The sequence below is a fragment of the Mesomycoplasma hyopneumoniae J genome, from assembly GCF_000008205.1.
Classification (GTDB): Bacteria; Bacillota_I; Bacilli_A; order Mycoplasmatales; family Metamycoplasmataceae; genus Mesomycoplasma; species Mesomycoplasma hyopneumoniae.
This window is the reverse complement of sequence record NC_007295.1, coordinates 143,404-161,262: the sequence shown is the minus strand read 5'-3', so window position 1 is coordinate 161,262 and position 17,859 is coordinate 143,404. Positions and strand designations below refer to the sequence as shown.

Sequence of the window (17,859 nt, the reverse complement as noted above, 5' to 3'; positions counted from 1 at the left end):
AGTTGCCATCAAAAAAATGAACGATATGAAAAATTATATTTCAAAAAGAACAAAAATAATCGCAACAATTGGCCCTTCAACGCAGGATTATGAGGTCCTAAAAAAATTAGTACTATCTGGGGTTAGTGTAATTCGGGCAAATTTTTCCCATGGAAATTATCAAGAGCAAAAACAAAAATTTGACAGCGCCCGGAAGCTTTCTAATGAACTTAAGATTCCAATTTCAATTATGTTAGATACAAAAGGACCCGAAATTCGCATTGGCAAAATTTTAGAAGGCTCCCAAAAAATCCTTGCAAACCAACGTTTAACTGTCCTAACAGATTCAGATTCTTATCAAAATTTTCAAGGAACAGCCCAAATAATTACTGTTTCTCATCAAATTGATAAGGATCTAAAAATCGGTGATAAAATTTTATTTGATGATGGAAAATTACAATCAGTTGTAATCGAAATTGAGCCCGGAAAAGTTGTAGTTAGAACTAAAAATTCACATATTTTAAAGTCAAATAAGCGACTAAATTTACCCGGTGTAGCATTTTCCTTACCCTTTTTATCCCAAAAAGATATTGATGATATTCTTTTCGGGATTAATGAAAATGTTAATTATATAGCTGCATCCTTTGTTAATTCAGGTGAAAATGTCCGTGAATTACGCACACTTTTAGATCAAAACGGCGGCGGACATATCCAGATTATCTCCAAAATTGAGTCAAGACTTGGTCTTGAAAATATTGATGAAATTATTGAATTATCGGATGGAATTATGATTGCCCGTGGCGATCTAGGTCTTGAAGTGCCTTATGAAGAAGTTCCATTTCAACAAAAAAGAATTATTCGCAAATGTCGTTTTGCCGGTAAAACTGTTGTAGTTGCAACGCAAATGCTTGATTCAATGGAGAAATCATCCCAACCAACAAGAGCAGAAGTAACTGATGTCTATTGAGCAACTGAATTAGGCGCGGATGCGACAATGCTATCTGGTGAATCTGCCCAGGGTCAGTTCCCAATCGAGTCAGTTCAGGTAATGGCAGTTATTAATAAAAGAGCAGAAAAAGAATTTTATAACAAACTTTTTTATGCAAAGCAACTGGCAGTAATTACGGAAAATTCAAGGGGACTAAGAGCAAAAATAGCCCATAAATTAGCGCATTTAGCCTATGAAAAAGAAATAAAATACACAGTAGTGTTATCTCGAACTGGCCAACTTTTAAGGGAAATTGCAAAATTTAGACCAAATACAGCCGTAATTGGCGTGATTAATAATGAAAAATTAATTAATGGTTTTGGAATTACATCCTCCGTTTTTGTCTCAATTAACTCAATTTCTGAATTTACAGCAATTAAAAATGATTTTAGTCTAGCAAGAAATGTATTAGAACCCTTTGGGGTTGAAAAAGGTGATACATTTTTAGTGGTAGAAAACGAAAAAATGGTACAATTTGTTTATTAATTTTTTATTTTTTTAATATTTTTTTTGTTTTTCCTGTATAATATAATATGCAAATTTTTATTTGCAGAAAGTAGATAATATCTCACCTGAAGATGTTAGTGATCTTGGGTTTACCTGACAAACAAAAATTATTATTTTTTTGTCCAAAATTAAAATTAAATTCGTTTTTTAGTAAATTTTTTTAAAAAAAAATTTACTAAACGATCTAAAATGGAGTAAAACTTAAATTTTGAATCACAGACCCCCTTTCCAGAAAAAACCATTACAAGACCACCAAATTAACGAAAATATACTTTTTCCCAACATTTTTTTAGTTGGAACTGATAATGAAAAAATTGGGAAAATCGCAACAAAAGAAGCAATTGAGTTAGCTAAATCCAAAGGTCTTGATTTAGTTTTAATTTCGATTAAGGAAGTTAAAACTAAAGATAATCAAATTCAAAAAGTTCCAATTGCAAAAATTCTTGACTATGGTAAATTTCGTTATGATATAAAAAAGAAAAAAAAAGAAGAAAAAGAAAAGCAATCTTTTACTAATAATCGTGAAATTCGCGTTAGTTTTAATATAAATTTCCAGGATATATTAGTTAAATCGAAAAAAGCTCGTGAATTTATTCTTGATGGTGATCGTGTTAAAATTGCCCTTCGTTTCCGCGGTCGTGAAATTACTAGGGTTGATCAAGGCAGAAAAACACTTGATATCTTTTATGATCAGTTAAAATATATTGCTAAAAAAAGTAAAGAAATTTCACAAAATGGAAACTTTTTAGTTATGCATCTTGAACGTGATCGCAAAAAACTCCCAAAATTCATTTCAGCAAAACAACTAAAAGAATTACTCGAATACGAAAAACAAAAAAAAGAGGAAGAAGAGAATGTCTAAAATCAAATTTAAAACAAAATCAGCATTAAAAAAAAGGATAAAAGTAACGGGAACAGGAAAAGTTAAACATGGCCATGCTTATCGTTCACATCTCGCTCAAAGTAAAACAACAAAACAAAAACGTCAATCAAGAAAATCAACTTTAATGAATAATTCTGATTTTAAAAGACTAAAAAAATTAATTTAAAAAACACTTTTAAGAAAAATACATAAAAAGAAAGGATATTTTAAATGAGAGTTAAAGGCGGAAGTATAACACGTCAGCGTCGTCGCCGTTGATTAAAATTAGCAAAAGGCTATTGAGGGCATAAATCGATTGGTTTTAAAACAGCAAAACAGGCAGTAGTTAAATCCTGAACTTATGCTTTTCGTGATCGAAAACAGCGAAAACGAGATTTTCGTAAATTATGGATTAGTCGAATTAATGCAGCAGCGCGCAACCAAGGGATTTCTTATTCGCAATTAATGCATAAAATTAAGCAATCAAATATCGAAATTAACCGAAAAATGCTAGCCGAAATGGCAATTCATCACCAAAGTGATTTCGAAAATATCGTTAAATTAGCAATTGCAAAATCTGCTTAAATAATCTTCTAATTTAGGCAGCGCAAATTTTAAAATTAAATTTTTAGGAGTAAAAATGGCAAGAAAAGACCAAATTTCTCACCGCGGACCATTAAGTGGAAATAATCGCTCGCATGCTCTAAATGCAACAAAAAGGAAATTTAACCTTAATTTACAACAAATAACACTAAAAACAGCCTCAGGAAAAAAAATTCGACTTAAAGTATCAGCAAAAACTAAAAAAACATTACGTAAATGAGGTCACGTTTAAAATTTAAGTTCATAAAATTAGAAATTTTAAAAAAAAGCGATTGAATTTAAAAAACTCCAAAATTATTGGAGTTTTTATTTTTTATAATATTTTTATTTAGGAGAAGAAAAAAGCAATTACAAATTATCCTTTATATTAAAGTGTTTTTTGATTATTCATTATTACTATTTCATAAAAAAACGTCACGGTGATTTTTTATAGTAATCAAAAATAGTTTTAATGGAATATCTAAGAAGATTACTTGAAATATAATGTAAAAAATTTCTTGTAAAAACGCTAATGATAATTAAAAATAATAATAAAAAAGAAAAAATAATAGATGAAAAAGCGCCTCGAAGTGAATGATTTTTATCGTATTCCTTTGGAAGAACACTTAAATTTATTAGACTAGCTTCAGTCAAACTAATTCAAAGCAAAAACAAAACCAAACCAATTAAAATTACCAAAGCTTCTAAAATAAAAATTCGATAGTGAGCTCTAAATAAGATTTGTTTTTTTTGAGTTTCATCCTCAATTGTTTCATTAAATTCTTCTAAATCCCGAATTATCGCATTAAAACGCGTGTATCTTAAAGGTTTTGTTACAAGTTTATAATATTTTTCAGTAAATTCTTGATCGGATAAGACTAAAGCTTCACTTTTATATTTTTTGATAAATCGAAAATATTTAGTAACAATATAAAGTACTGGAGAGGTTAAGAAAAAGTAAAATATACATCTAATTCACAATAAATCATTTTGGCTAAAAGAAGCAAAAATATTAAATAAATTAAAAGAAAACATTCCAATAATTAAAATAAAAGCTGAAACCTTTAACCCGCCTGATCGGATAACGCTAGAATAAAAGAAGAGACTTATTGCTTTCATTTTTTCCTATATCTTGTATTAATACAGTATTAATGCTACGAAATTGAGGGTAAAAATCATTAAAATCAATTATATAATTAGCTCGTTTATTAATTTCATCAATAACTTTTTTAAGTCGTTGACTTAAATTCCCCTCCTCTCTTTTATCATTCGATGTTAATGCAATTCTTAAAATTTTTTTTAATTCGTCAAGTAAAATTGCGACGTCATTAGCTTTGTCTCTTTCACCAAGTGATTGCCCAATATAATGTCCACTCAAACCTGAAAATCCAATAATTAATGCGCCTGATATTAAACCAGCAACCCATCCTATAGGACCAGTGAGAGAACTAAGTGTAGATATAAGTGTAACCAGCGAACTTCCAGCCGCAGCACCCATACCACCAGCTATCGATTCAGATGTATTTGATCTATTGTTGGTGTTGTTTATAAACATTTGAACCCTATCAATCCAATCTTGAATAGTTAAACGTTGATATTCGGTGAATAAACTTCTTTTTCCTCTACGAGATTCTTTATTTTTTTGTTCTTGAAATGTTTTATAAATTTTACTATTTTCTCTGATTTTTTGGATAATAGCATTTTTTTGATCTTGATCTTTAAAAATTTTATTTTTAAAGATATAATTTAATTCTTTATAATTAAAACTATCTAAAGAATCAATAGAATACCCAAATTCTTTTATTCATAGATTTTTCTTTTCTTCATCTTGAATTTGGTCTAAAAAATAGGTTTCAGCTTTAAGAAAAGAATTTTTAAGTCTTAAATCTTGATTTTCATAAGCTTGGGAAACAACAACACTCCCCAAACTTAAAATATTTATTAGTTCCAAATTTTTCATTTTTTACCGTATCTCTATTTATAGATTTAATATTATAATTATACAATAATATTTTTAGATTGTTTATCATTTTTTTATTTTTAAAAGTCAAAGATTTATAAAAATTAATTAAATTAAAAATTATAGTATATTTAACAAAAGTTATGAAAAATTGTTTGTCAAAACTAAATATATTCAAAATAGTTTTTGTTTTTATAAATTTTTATGGTCTAATTAACTTTAATTTGAAAAACATTTTTAATCAGATGAAATTTCTCCTATTTATCTTGCAAAATTTGAGGAGTTAATTATACGAAAAATTAGGCTAGATAATCAAAAAAATCCGATTTTTAAAGAGGTTTTTCTAAATAAAAATTTAAAAGACAAAGCACTAGATATTAATCAAAAGCCAATTCTAATACCTGAATATGAAGAAAGTCTTGATCAATATAATGCTCGGATTGATGCTTTTTTTAATGGTCTTTTTAGTGAACATGAGAAAAAAGAGGGTTGGACCCAAAATAAGGTTTTTGATTTTATAGTTATTTTTGAAAAAATTATCCGCGAATTTGTCCCAATTATCCCAATTATGGAGGTTGATACTTACTGAATTATTAACCGAATTCGTGCAGGCGATAGTAACTCTTTCCAATTTGCATTTGATGTTGAAAACATCAAAGTTAATTATCTAAGTCCTGATGATGGTAAAGAATAGAAGCTAATTTAGTCTCTGAATTTAAAAAAGTACTATAAATTTATAGTACTTTTTTATTTTTGAGGTTAAAAATTTAGTGATTAAAAAATTTAAATTTTGGGTTTTGGCATAAAAAATATGGCGGGTGTTTTTTTGTATGAGTTATAAACATGCTTAATTTGACTTTTAATAAGACTACAAGAAATATGAGTTAGAAAATTTCTTGTAAGCACAAAATTTAAGAATGTAAAAAAAGTATATCCTATAAAAATAAGTAAAAGTGGCAGTCCTTTTAGTGAATTATTAGTCTGGTTTTTTTGGTTATCATAATATTGAAATAACGTTTTTTTGATTATATTCGGAATCATTTCAACTATAATCGATAGTAAAATAATAAGAATTAAACCTAAAAAAATAAGTATAAATTCATATATATAAATTCTATAGTGAATTTTGAATAAAAACTCTTTCTTTTCCTTACTAAATTCAATTTTATCCGGATTTTGCTCAATTTCACGAATAAGAACATCATAACGGTGCAATCAAACTGGTCAAATTATTGGTTTTATTGTTAAATTATAATATTTTTCTTCAAATTCCTTATTTGTTAAAAATAAAGCTTCTTTTTTGTATCTTTTAAGAAAAAGAAAAGCTTTTATCAAAATATAAATTAAACTGCACACAATTATTGCATATATTGGGATTCGAAGCTCTAAAAGTTCGCCTTTTTCAAATGATCCACCAAAAAATGAAATACCAAACACACACCCTATTGATCCCGAAAGAAACACTATTAGAATGATTTTAAATGGTGTACTACTTAGAAATATTACCCGAAAAAATAAACTAACAGATTTCATTTGCAAATTTAGTATCCATTTTCGATGATTTTTTCGTTGTCAAAATCATCGAAATCTATCATATCTCCGGTTAATTCATTAATTTTATCTATAATTTGTTTTATATCTTTTCTTAATTTTTCTTCTAAATTTGTATTATTTGAGGTTTTAATGATTCTAAAAATTCTTTTTAATTCCGTCAGCTTTTTACTTAATTTTTCAGCGGTATATCAATTTTTATTATAATAATAACCACCAAAAACACCTCCAGCTATTAGTTGTCCCCCACCCACTATAGTTCCATAAAGTCCCATTGTGGATGCAGCAAACAAAAATGGGCTGGATAATCCGCCAACAAAAGTTGAGGTAATAGTTGAAATTCCAGAGGTTATATAAGAGGTTCCATCACTTCTAGCTTGTCTTGCGTCTCCCTTTTTATCATCGATAGCTGTTTGGATTATATCAATCCAATCTTGAATAGTTAAACGTTGATATTCGGTGAATAAACTTCTTTTTCCTCTACGAGATTTTTTATTTTTTTGTTCTTGAAATGTTTTATAAATTTTACTATTTTCTCTGATTTTTTGGAAAATAGCATTTTTTTGATCTTGATCTTTAAAAATTTTATTTTTAAAGATATAATTTAATTCTTTATAATTAAAACTATCTAAAGAATCTATAGAATAAACAAACTCTTTTATTCATAAATTTCTTGTTTCTTCATCTTGAATTTGATCTAAAAAATAAGCTTCAGCTTTGAGAAAATAATTTTTAAGCATTAAATTTTGATTTTCATAAGGTTGTGATACAACAACATTTCCCAAGCTTAAAATATTTATTAATTCCAAACTTTTCATTTTTTATGGAACCTCTATTTATAAATTTAATATTATAATTATACAATAATATTTTTAGATTGTTTATTATTTTTTTTATTTTTAAAAGTCAAAGATTTATAAAAATTAATTAGATTAAAGATTATGGTATATTTAACAAAAGTAATGAAAAATTGTTTGTTGAATACTAAATATATCCAAAATATTAGTAAATATTACCCAAAATAGTTTTTTGTTATAAATTTTTGTGGCTTAATTAACTTTAATTTAAAAAATACTTTAATTTAAAGTATTTTTTATTTGTTAACATACATATCAAGGTAAGAAAAATCAAAAAAAAAAAAAAAAAAAAAGACAAATTTAAGCTGGTAATTTTCAGGTACAAAAATGTGAATACAACATAAAAATCATTGAAATTTTTAGAAATTTCAATGATTTAGTAAGTTCTTAACTAAACAACGAACCAAAAAATAATAAAAATTTAATTTTTTTTTATTGAAAATCAAAAATTTCAACTTAATATTTAATAAGAATTATTCGTTTTTTGCATATTTAATTAGTAAAAACCCCTTCAAATTAAAGTGTTTTTTAATTTTTTTTACAATTTGATTATCAAATTAAAAAAAATATGGTATAATAAATAAGGTTTCCATATTTGGTGGATGTGGCGAAGTGGTTAACGCATCGGGTTGTGGTCCCGACACTCGCGGGTTCGATCCCCGTCATCCGCCCCATTTCTCTTTTTAGAGTCCGTTATTTATTCTTCATCTTAAAAAAAAAAAAAAAAAAAAAAACATTCAGAATTAAAAAATTGAATTCTGAATGTTTTTATTAAGTTTTTAAACGAAATTAAATTATGATTCCATAATTTTGCGAATTTTGTCAATAATTTTTTCTTTTGTTATTGAATGGAAATTCTCACCTTTTGCAAGTGGAACAGTAATATCATAACCGGTAAGTCGAGCAGGTGCAGATTCGAGATACTCGAATGCTTTTTCATTTACACGGGAAATAATTTCAGCTGAAACCGAAAAGGATTTAACTGCTTCATGAACAATTAAAATTCTTCCAGTTTTTTTAACAGATTCAATAATTGTTTCAGTATCCAATGGTTTAATAGTTCTTAGATCAATTAGTTCAACATCAACTTCTTCAAGTCCCTTTGTATTTGGAAGTTGTTGAATTGCGGCAATTGCTTCATGAACTTGTGCCCCATAAGTTACCAGAGTAAGATCTGAACCTTCTTTTATAACATTCGCTTTTCCGATTGGAACCTCGTAAATTCCGGCTGGAACTTCTTGTTTGAAAGCACGATAGATTTTTTTTGGTTCAAGAAATACAACTGGATCCGGGTCATTAATTGCGGCAATTAAAAGTCCCTTTGTATCATAAGGGGTTGAAGGCATCACCACTTTTAGTCCAGGAATATGTGCAAAAAGTGCTTCAATTGCTTCGGAATGGTGTTCAAGAGCCCTAACACCACCAGCCATCGGCATTCGCATTACCATCGGAACACTAAACCGACTGCGAGAACGGTTTCGATAACGAGCTGCATGAACAAAAAGTTGTTGAAATGCAGGATAGGAAAATCCTTGAAACTGCATTTCAACGACTGGACGAAGTCCAGCAATTGCTGCTCCGACTCCAACTCCACAAATTGAAGCCTCAGCAATTGGCGAATCTCAGACGCGTTCAATCCCGTATTTCTTTTGAAGACCTTCAGTTGCTCGAAAAACCCCACCTTCAAATCCGGCATCTTCGCCCCAAAGAACAACGCGAGAATCCTTTTCCATCATTAAATCAAGAGCATTTGTAACTGCACCGATGTTATTAAGAGCGATTTTATCTGAATTTGCCATTATTTTACTCCTTTAAAAAATTCAAGCGCTTCTTGTTTTTGTTCTTCAAGTTCTGGTGGTAAAACCTTGTAGGTATGATCGAAAATTTCATCAATTGTTGACTCAAGCCCAACAAGAGATTTTTCATAAGTTTCTTTGACAATCGCAAGCGCTTCATCTCAAATTTTTTGTTTTTCGGCAGAATCAAGAATTCCGCGGTCAAACATATATTTTTCAATCCGGTGCATTGGTTCTCATTTTTCGTGTTCTTTTTCCTCTTCAACAGTACGATAAATTCGTGGATTATCAGAAGAGGTATGAACACCTTGACGTCAAGTTACAAACTCAACAAGAACAGGACCGTTTCCAGAACGAGCATAATCAACAGCTTCCTTGATTACTTCATAAGAAGCTAAAAGGTCATTTCCGTCTACACGAATTCCAGGAATTCCGGCTGCCATTGCTTTTGCAGCAATTGTTGAGGCACCGTTTTCATATTTATTTGGGGTTGAAATTGCTCATTGATTGTTATTTACGCAAAAAACAACTGGTCATTTTCAAATACTTGCAATATTTAGCGCCTCGTAAAACTCGCCTTCGGCAGTCCCCCCGTTTCCAATAAAACTCATTGAAACTATTTTTTTACCTGTTAGTTTTGCTGCATAAGCAATTCCGGCAGCATGGGAAAACTGCGTTCCGATCGGAATGTTAATAGGTAAAACATTAACATTTTCGGGAATTACATTACCTTTTTCGCTACCGTTTCAATATTGCATTTGCAAGATCATTGGCACGCCAAGATATAACATTGTTGCATTTGAACGAAAAGCTGGGACAAATCAGTCATCTTTTGTTAGCGCCATCCCTGAGGCTACTTGAAGAGCTTCTTCACCAAAGTTAGGGGCAAAAGTCAACATTCTACCTTGTCGCTGTAGTTGTGTCATATACGTATCTTGTTGGCGAGATAAAACCATAAATTCATAAGCTTTTTTGATTTCCTGTTTTGATAAGCGAATATCATTTGTTTCGTCGATTGGTCCAAAAACAGTTGAAGATAAAAGATTACCATCAATATCAAGAAAGCGAATCATTTCTTCATCTTTTGCCATAATTTGACCAGGCTTTACATAGCGAAATTTGTCCATATATCTCCTTTTTTATATTTTGTTCGTAGTTTTTATAAAACTCGAGAAAATATAAGAAAAAATTTCACTCGAGTTCAAAAATAAACTTACATTTAAATTATACCTTAAAGTTTTTATTATTTATATAAAAAAAGTTTTGACTTATAAACAAAGTCAAAACTTTAAAAATTTAAACTTAATTAAAATTTTTTAACTTATTTTTATTAGGGAAATAACATCGTAATTTTCGAGCTTTTTACGACCTTGCAATTGTTCAAGTTCAATTAAAAAAATGATTTTATCAACAATTGCTCCAGCTCTTTCGATCATTTTGGTGATTGCTTTTACAGTTCCTCCAGTTGCTAGCACATCATCAATAATCGCTACTTTTTGTCCGGGTTTAATCATATCAACTTGAACTTCAAGAATTGCTGAACCATATTCTAATTCATAGGCAAATTCTTCAACTTCGCCTGGTAATTTACCAGCTTTTCGTATCATTATAAATGGTTTTGAAAGAAAAGCGGCTGTTGGTGTGCCAAATAAAAAACCTCTTGCATCAGGCCCAACAATTATATCAACATCTTTAGCAAGTGAGGCCATCTCGACAATTGTATAATTGAGTGCTTTTCCATCCGCAAGTAATGGTGAAATGTCCTTAAAACTAATTCCTTTTTTAGGGAAATCTTCGACGGTTCGAATATATTTTTCTAAGTTAATTTGCATAACTTTCTTATATTATAAACTATTTTTTTGTCTTTTGTTGAAAATTTTTAATTTTTTTTGCCATCAATTTCAAATAACCGGCAAAACCGGGACAAATATAAACAAAAAAAGCACGATAACGATAGTTATTCGCGTTTTTAGAATTTGACTAAATTCGGGAATTGGAGGTTTATAGCTAAAAATTAAAATCAAATCTATAATTGGGGCAAAAATTGCAAAAATTAATACTATAGTAATAAAAATTACTGAAATATAGCCAAAAAAGAGAAAATAACGCTGCTTCTGAACGGCTATTTTTTGCGTTTTTCGGTTTCGAATGCAACCATAAATTGCCGCGGCGATTAATAGAAAACTAATTAAAGCCGCCCAATTTCCAGTAATATCTGCAAATGAATATAAATTATTTAATTTTTCACCATAATTACCATAACTTTGATCATCAAAAGCAAAAACACCAATCAATGTAAAAATAATTAAGCAAATAACAGAAAAAATACATAAAAAAACTGTAGAAACCTTAGGTTTATTTAAATTTATACGGTTTTTCCATTTTTTTAGTAAGGAAAATTCATCTCTCATAATTAATTCTTCAAGGGCACGTGGACCTCATAAAGTAAAAACATTAATAATTCCGAGTAAACTGACTCCAATTAGCAAAAAAGTTGTTCCTAAAATTAATTTAATAGTTAAACCTGACCAATTTAGTTCGTTTTTTGCAATTTGAATAAAAGATGAAATTGATCCATCCCCAACAATTGAAGTTGCAACTGCAATAAAAAGGTAAATTATCGTTGCAATTGCAATACCTAATAAAATAGCAATTGGTGTTTTTTTTGGTTCCTTCATTTCTGATTGTAAACCAGCAGCAGTAAAAAATCCTTCATATGAAAAGAAAATTCCTGACATCGAAATTAAAACACCAACTCCTGGCAAACTAGAGGCAATTGATGCTCCTTCTGTTTTTATTTTTTCTATCGGTAAAAAATCAAAATTATTGGATAATCTACTTGATCCCCCTTGAAAAAAAAATACAAAACCAACAATTATTGTTACCAAAATTGGTAAAAATTTCGCAAAAAGAAATAATTTATTGTGAAATTCTGCAATTTTTGTATTTAATCCAATGATAAAAAAATAAATTGTTATCAAAATTGAAACAGCAAGGACAATAATTCAGTCTGAATTCATATTTCATTGCCCGCTTGAATCAAGGCGAAAAGCCGCAATTGCGTCCTGGAAAATTTGCATAAAATAAACAGGGAGGACAAAATAAGTAAATGGTAGATAAAGATAAATAATGAAATTTTTTGAAATTTGAAAAAAAGCTTGAGAATTAAAGACTTTATTTCAAATAATAATAGATAAATTAGATTTTTTTGTTGCTGATGAAATTTCAACAAGAGCAATGGCCATTGCAACAATTGAAAAACAAGCAATAATTCAGTTTCCGATTGCAAGAGCCAAATTATAACCTGAATTTTCCAAAACAGACTTTGATTTAAAGAAAATTCCAGCACCAATACTTGCGCCAAGCACGATTAAAAGAGCGCCAAAAAAGGTGATTTTCTGTGACTTGTTTTTTTTTGCTAATGCTGGTTCCATCTTATCTCCCCCTTTGAGCAAATTGGAAGATTAATTATACCATATTTTAAAAAAACACTTTAAATTAATGTAATTTTTTTAAATTTAAATCAAGGGTAGAAAATATTTTTCGATTAGTTTTGTTTTTTCTTCTTCTAAAATTGCAAAGGGAGATTCGATACCGTATTTGGTTAGTTTTTCTTTTAAATTTTTTGTAAAAAAACTAAAAAATTTGCTAAAAGCAAGTTGATTATTAACTCTTAGATCAGATTCATTCTGGAAAACATAGTCACTTTTCATTGAATAGTGATAAATCGGGTCAAAAAAATTTGTCAAAAAATCACAAATTTTTCTGACATTATTCTTTAAAATTTGTAAGTTTTTTTGCTTTAATTGTTCAAGTATGCCATTTAAATTAATGATTTTTTGACTTATTTCTTCAATTTTTCTAGTTATTTCATCATTTTTATTACTTTTTTCTGAGGTTTTTTCTTTAATTTTAAGTTCTATTCGCTCTTTTTCTCTTAAAAGTATATTAATTTCGGCTTGTTTTTCTTCTTCTTGCTTTTTAGTTTTTTCAAAATTTATAATATAATCAATTATTGAAACTATAATGTTTTTAGACATATTTTGGGTTGCCTGAATAAAATCTAGGTGAAAACGCGCCATATTTAACTGAAAAATTAATTTAATTACAGGATTCCACTGTTTTTCTTCATTTATGAATTTTTCCTCAAGAAAAAGGTATTTTTTCTTTTTTTCAAGAAATTTATTCAAATCTTTATCAGATTCGAATAATTCTTTTTGTTCAATATAAAAATCCCTATCGGATTGATCATTAAAAATTGGATCTTCTATTTTAATTTTGGCATCCTTTTGGCTAACATATTCCTTATCATCTTTGATTTCTAAATTAAGTTTGAAATCTGTAGTCTCAATTTTTTGTTTTAATAATAAAAAAAGTTGTTCTTTTTTCTCAAAATTATCCTTATTTTCAAGTGTATTAAAAAATTTTACTATGACCTCCTCAAGACCAAAATATTCATCTGGTTTTTCATTAGTTTCACCTTTTATTTGTCCAATTTTTAAATTTTGAATAACTTCTTTTGTTAAAAATCCGTTGTATTTTGTCTGCGGTTTTTTAAAATTTTTTGAAAGACCTTTCATAACAGAATCAAAAATAAAGGTTTCTCCTAATTTTGAAGTGGAATTTAATTTTTTTTTATAACCAGAATTTAAAAGATTAAAGTCAATTTTAAAGCAACTACTTAGAAAAAAAGCAGGTAGGAAAAAAAATAACTTTAAAAAAATTCAAATTTTCATTTTCATTTCACTTTACTATAATTTAAAAATTTTTTAATTTTTAACTAAAAATTAGTAAAATACATCTTAATTTACTAATTTTTTATTAAATTATTAAAAATTTTAGAAAAAAAAATAATTTATGTTATAATTTTTTTGTAGTCATACATAATTAAAATTAAAAAATAAATTTTTGCTTTTATTTTCAGTTTATGGTATAATTCCTAAACAGAAAATTATTAGCAGCTCGAGTGGTGGAATGGTAGACACAAAGGACTTAAAATCCTTTGGGAGTAATCCCGTGCTGGTTCGAGTCCAGTTTCGAGCACCAAATGCGCCCTTAGCTCAGCAGGTAGAGCAAATGACTTTTAATCATTGGGTCAGAGGTTCAAATCCTCTAGGGCGTACCATTTCAAATTTTTTGTCCTATTTTATTTATATATCTAAAAAAGGAATTCTATTTAAGGTAAAATGTCAAAAAAAATCGGTATATTAACTTCAGGCGGCGATGCGCCTGGGATGAATTCTGCAATAAGTTTTTTGGCAAAATCAGCACTTAGTTTAGGTTTTGAGCCATATTTAATTTTTGATGGCTATTCTGGAATAATCGCAAGAAAAATATTGCCAGCAAAAAATTTTCCTTATAATGGAATTTCTAGTTTTGGCGGAACTGCCATAGGATCAAGTCGCTTTCCTGAATTTAAAAAAGAGGAAGTTCAAAATAAAGCCGTTGAAATTTTAAGTGAAATTGGGATTAGTTCGCTTGTGGTAGTTGGTGGCGATGGAACCTATAATGGCGGTTATAAATTACATTTAAAAGGAATAAAAGTAATCGCTTTACCAGGAACCATTGATAATGATATCCAGTTTACCGATTATACAATTGGATTTGATACTGCTTTGAATACGATAGTTGAAACTATTGATAAATTAAGGGATACGGCGAATTCTCATCGTCGTTGTTTTGTAGTTGAAGTTATGGGGAGACATTGTCAAGATTTAGCTTTATATTCGGCAATGGCAACTGGAAGCGAAATTTTAATTACTAATACAAATATTTTAACCCCTGAAGAGGTAAGTCAAAAAGTTTTAGAACAGTTTGCAAAAGGCAAACCAAGCGTGATAGTAACAATTACAGAGAATATTTTACCAAACCTAAAAGAGTTTGCGGCTAAAATTGAGGAGTTAACAAAAATTTCCACTCGCTCTTTAGAAGTTGGACATACCCAGCGCGGCGGCAGGCCTTCAGCTTTTGACCGAATTTTAGCAGCCAAGATGGCAATGAAAGCTATGGAATTAATTAATCAAGATAAATCAGGTCTTGCAATTAGTTATTTAGATGGTAAAATCCAAACTTTTGATATTGCGAAAGTAGTATCAAAACCTGTTAGAAAAACAAACGACTTAGTGCTTGAAATTAATAAAATCAATCAAAATTAAAGGATTAAAATGCGAAAAATAGTAAAATTAAAAATGGCCAAAAGACGTGAACTAAGAAGACTTAAAACTTCAAAAGCGGCAAAAAAAGCAAATGCGAAGTTAAAACTTTTAGCTCAACAAAATTAAAAAAATCTTTAAATTTAAAGGTTTTTTTAATTTTTAAGCCTTTTATTCTCTTAATTTTTATTAAAAAATCAATAATTAAAAAAAATCAATAATTTAGTTTCTTTTTCTAAATTTTTTCTAATTTTCTAAAAAAAATTTTAGAAAAAACAGTAGGTTTTAATGGCTTTTCTTCTTGAATTTTAAAGAAAAAAATTCATGAGGCTAAGCCAAGATATTAAAAAATTGAAAATTCCAAAAAGAAAAAACACTTTAAATTTAAAGCATTTTTATTCCTTTATATAAAAAAACCACCTGGCTTTTTGGAATTTTGTGGTATAATAATTAATTTATAAATACTGGAGAAGCTAATGTCAAAAGATTATCAAGCCGAAAATATAGTTGTCTTAGAAGGTTTAGAAGCAGTTCGCAAACGCCCGGGAATGTATATCGGCGGGACCGGAATAAACGAGTTGCATCATTTGGTTTGAGAAATTGTTGATAATGCAGTTGATGAGGCTCTTGCAGGTTTTGCATCCAAAATTAAAGTTACAATTTTGGATGATTTCAAAATCAGTATCGAGGATGACGGTCGCGGCATTCCGACTGGAATTCACCCAAAATATGAGATTTCAGCCGCTGAGGTTGTATTTACAGTTTTACATGCCGGTGGAAAATTCGATGGTAAATCCTATAAGGTTTCAGGTGGTCTTCATGGAGTTGGGGCCTCGGTTGTTAATGCTTTATCCAAGGAATTAGAGGTTTTTATTAAAAGGGATGGCAAACTTTGATACCAAAAATTCATTAACGGCGGCCAAAAAACAGCAGACCTAAGTGTAATTTCTAATCTTGATAGTTCCCAAAGTGGGACTAAAATTATTTTTAGCCCCGATTTTGAGATTCTTGAAAAAAACAGTTTTCAATTACTTACAATTTTTAACCGTCTTAAAAATACAGCCTATTTAACACGTAGAATCCAATTTGAACTAATTGATAAACGGAGTGATTTTTCCCAAACTTTCTGTTTTGAGGGCGGAATTTCTGATTATGTCGAAGAATTAAGTAAAAATTTTAAGAAATTAACTAATACAATCATTTATAGCGAGAATCAATATGAGCATAATCAGGATACAATTAAGGTTGAATTTGCCCTTAATTATGTCCAAGAAGATCATAGTCAAATTAAAAGTTATACAAACAATATTCATAACCCTGAAGGCGGAAGTCACGAAAATGGGCTTTGTGATGGCCTTTTGCGTATTCTAAATAATTATGCACTTAGTAACAAATTTATCAAATCCGAAACTGATAAATTTGTCAAACAAGATATAAAAGATGGCCTAATTGCAATCGTTTCAATTAAACATACTAACCCAATTTTTGAAGGTCAAACAAAGGCAAAATTAAACAACAAAGAGGTTCGTCAATTTGTAAATAAAGCTTTTAGCGAGGTTTTTCAAAGATATCTAGCCGAAAATCCTGAGGATGCCAAGAAAATTATCGCCCGAAATCTGCTTGCACAAAAAGCAGCCAGAGCAGCAAAATCTGCCCGTGAGGCAATAAAACGTAAATCTGCTTTTGATATTGGGACTCTTCCAGGAAAACTTGCAGATTGTGGAACAAAAAATTCCGAGATCGCCGAACTTTATATTGTTGAGGGGAATTCAGCCGGGGGCAGTGCAAAAATGGGGCGTGACCGACATTTTCAGGCTATTTTACCTTTGCGGGGAAAAGTTATTAATTCCCAACGGTTTCAGCTTGAAAAAGTACTTAAAAATGAAGAAATTCTATCGATGATCACCGCTTTTGGAACAGGAGTTGGTCCTGAATTTGATATTAGTAAAATCCGCTATCAAAAAATAATTATTATGACGGATGCTGACTCAGATGGGTCGCATATTCGTTCACTTTTATTAACATTTTTGTTCCGTTATTTTAAAAAGCTAATTGAATTTGGCTTTGTTTATATTGCGATCCCGCCTTTATATAAAATAAGTCAAGGAAAAAAAATTTTTTATGCCTATAATGAAAAAGAAAAAGAAAAATATTTAACAGAAATTTTAAAGGAAAATTCCAAATTTACTATCCAAAGATATAAAGGTTTAGGCGAAATGAATCCGGAACAACTTTGAGAGACAACAATGGATCCCCAGACTAGAAGAATGTATCAAGTTCAAATTCATGATCTTGAAGTAGTCGCCCAGGTTTTTGATTCGTTAATGGGAACAGACGTAACAATGCGCAAAATTTTCATTGAAGAAAATGCGCAATATGCAAAAGTTGATATCTAGATCTACTAGTTTAAATTTTTAAACTTTTTTGAAAAAAGTGCCTTAAAATGGGCATTTTTTTGTTTTTTTTGTTTTTTTTGTTGCAAAAAAAAAAAAAAAAAAAAGGTATAATTTTGTTTGTACAGCTTGAATAATTTTTTAGTTTTTTAAATAAAAAATAAGAAAATTAAATAATAAAAATTTAACAATTTTATTTAATTTATATTATATATAAAAAAAGCAAAAAACA

At 29.1% G+C, this 17,859-nt stretch carries 17 protein-coding genes and 3 tRNA genes; 11 read left to right on the top strand and 9 right to left on the bottom strand.

The window, feature by feature from the left end:
• Positions 1-16: 16 nt before the first annotated feature.
• The 5 genes from pyk (at position 17) to rpmB (ending at position 3,171) form a co-directional block, all read left to right on the top strand.
• Entirely contained in the window at positions 17-1,453 is a 1,437-nt protein-coding gene (gene pyk / locus MHJ_RS00690; RefSeq protein ID WP_020835572.1) for a pyruvate kinase, read from the top strand.
• Between the two features lie 226 nt (positions 1,454-1,679).
• Positions 1,680-2,336 (top strand): translation initiation factor IF-3, encoded by a 657-nt coding sequence (gene infC / locus MHJ_RS00685; protein ID WP_011283925.1) that lies wholly within the window; start codon positions 1,680-1,682, stop codon positions 2,334-2,336.
• Positions 2,329-2,523, top strand: coding sequence for a 50S ribosomal protein L35 (rpmI, locus tag MHJ_RS00680; RefSeq protein WP_011206094.1), 195 nt, complete (start codon positions 2,329-2,331; stop codon positions 2,521-2,523). Before infC ends, rpmI begins: the two co-directional genes overlap by 8 nt.
• A gap of 44 nt (positions 2,524-2,567) precedes the next feature.
• The gene (rplT, locus tag MHJ_RS00675) at positions 2,568-2,921 is read left to right on the top strand and encodes a 50S ribosomal protein L20 (RefSeq protein WP_011283924.1); all 354 of its coding nucleotides are present in this window, start codon (positions 2,568-2,570) and stop codon (positions 2,919-2,921) included.
• A 55-nt stretch (positions 2,922-2,976) separates the two neighbouring features.
• Positions 2,977-3,171: a 50S ribosomal protein L28 gene (rpmB, locus tag MHJ_RS00670; protein ID WP_011283923.1), complete on the top strand. Its 195-nt coding sequence runs from the start codon at positions 2,977-2,979 to the stop codon at positions 3,169-3,171.
• Positions 3,172-3,335: 164 nt separating this feature from the next.
• Here the strand turns inward: rpmB and MHJ_RS00665 are convergent, their stop codons facing one another.
• A complete protein-coding gene (locus MHJ_RS00665) occupies positions 3,336-4,037 on the bottom strand; it encodes a hypothetical protein (protein WP_011206097.1) in 702 nt (233 codons plus the stop codon).
• Positions 4,006-4,878 carry a hypothetical protein gene (locus MHJ_RS00660; protein WP_011283921.1) on the bottom strand — a complete coding sequence of 291 codons (873 nt, stop codon included), beginning with the start codon at positions 4,876-4,878 and terminating at the stop codon, positions 4,006-4,008. The genes MHJ_RS00665 and MHJ_RS00660 overlap by 32 nt, the downstream gene beginning before the upstream one ends.
• A 568-nt stretch (positions 4,879-5,446) precedes the next feature.
• On the opposite strand from MHJ_RS00660, the gene MHJ_RS03970 reads away from it, so the two are divergent.
• Positions 5,447-5,572, top strand: a complete 126-nt coding sequence (locus MHJ_RS03970) for a hypothetical protein (RefSeq protein WP_258556638.1) — start codon at positions 5,447-5,449, stop codon at positions 5,570-5,572.
• 89 nt (positions 5,573-5,661) lie between these two features.
• Here MHJ_RS03970 and MHJ_RS00655 read toward each other — a convergent pair whose 3' ends face one another.
• Both MHJ_RS00655 and MHJ_RS00650 read right to left on the bottom strand, forming a co-directional pair.
• Positions 5,662-6,411, bottom strand: a complete 750-nt coding sequence (locus tag MHJ_RS00655) for a hypothetical protein (RefSeq protein ID WP_011206099.1) — start codon at positions 6,409-6,411, stop codon at positions 5,662-5,664.
• 8 nt (positions 6,412-6,419) lie between these two features.
• The gene (locus MHJ_RS00650; RefSeq protein ID WP_011206100.1) at positions 6,420-7,247 is read right to left on the bottom strand and encodes a hypothetical protein; all 828 of its coding nucleotides are present in this window, start codon (positions 7,245-7,247) and stop codon (positions 6,420-6,422) included.
• A 637-nt stretch (positions 7,248-7,884) separates the two neighbouring features.
• On the opposite strand from MHJ_RS00650, the gene MHJ_RS00645 reads away from it, so the two are divergent.
• Positions 7,885-7,960, top strand: a tRNA-His gene (locus MHJ_RS00645).
• 120 nt (positions 7,961-8,080) lie between these two features.
• On the opposite strand, the gene MHJ_RS00640 is transcribed toward MHJ_RS00645, so the two are convergent.
• The 5 genes from MHJ_RS00640 to MHJ_RS00620 all read right to left on the bottom strand — a co-directional run bounded on the left by MHJ_RS00640 (position 8,081) and on the right by MHJ_RS00620 (position 13,818).
• Positions 8,081-9,085 carry an alpha-ketoacid dehydrogenase subunit beta gene (locus MHJ_RS00640; RefSeq protein ID WP_011206101.1) on the bottom strand — a complete coding sequence of 335 codons (1,005 nt, stop codon included), beginning with the start codon at positions 9,083-9,085 and terminating at the stop codon, positions 8,081-8,083.
• On the bottom strand, positions 9,085-10,209 hold the full coding sequence (pdhA, locus tag MHJ_RS00635; protein WP_011206102.1) for a pyruvate dehydrogenase (acetyl-transferring) E1 component subunit alpha: 1,125 nt from the start codon (positions 10,207-10,209) through the stop codon (positions 9,085-9,087). Before pdhA ends, MHJ_RS00640 begins: the two co-directional genes overlap by 1 nt.
• Positions 10,210-10,398: 189 nt before the next feature.
• The gene (locus tag MHJ_RS00630) at positions 10,399-10,914 is read right to left on the bottom strand and encodes an adenine phosphoribosyltransferase (protein ID WP_011206103.1); all 516 of its coding nucleotides are present in this window, start codon (positions 10,912-10,914) and stop codon (positions 10,399-10,401) included.
• A gap of 12 nt (positions 10,915-10,926) precedes the next feature.
• On the bottom strand, positions 10,927-12,516 hold the full coding sequence (locus MHJ_RS00625; protein ID WP_052259108.1) for an amino acid permease: 1,590 nt from the start codon (positions 12,514-12,516) through the stop codon (positions 10,927-10,929).
• Positions 12,517-12,600: 84 nt separating this feature from the next.
• Positions 12,601-13,818, bottom strand: coding sequence for a hypothetical protein (locus tag MHJ_RS00620; protein ID WP_237697228.1), 1,218 nt, complete (start codon positions 13,816-13,818; stop codon positions 12,601-12,603).
• 224 nt (positions 13,819-14,042) lie between these two features.
• Here MHJ_RS00620 and MHJ_RS00615 point away from each other — a divergent pair.
• From MHJ_RS00615 to MHJ_RS00600, 4 genes are all read left to right on the top strand, one after another.
• A tRNA-Leu gene (locus tag MHJ_RS00615) sits at positions 14,043-14,128 on the top strand.
• 3 nt (positions 14,129-14,131) lie between these two features.
• Positions 14,132-14,207: transfer RNA gene (locus MHJ_RS00610), tRNA-Lys, on the top strand.
• Positions 14,208-14,268: 61 nt separating this feature from the next.
• The gene (pfkA, locus tag MHJ_RS00605) at positions 14,269-15,237 is read left to right on the top strand and encodes a 6-phosphofructokinase (protein WP_011283916.1); all 969 of its coding nucleotides are present in this window, start codon (positions 14,269-14,271) and stop codon (positions 15,235-15,237) included.
• A gap of 473 nt (positions 15,238-15,710) precedes the next feature.
• Entirely contained in the window at positions 15,711-17,630 is a 1,920-nt protein-coding gene (locus MHJ_RS00600) for a DNA gyrase/topoisomerase IV subunit B (protein ID WP_011283915.1), read from the top strand.
• The last annotated feature ends 229 nt before the right edge of the window (positions 17,631-17,859 follow it).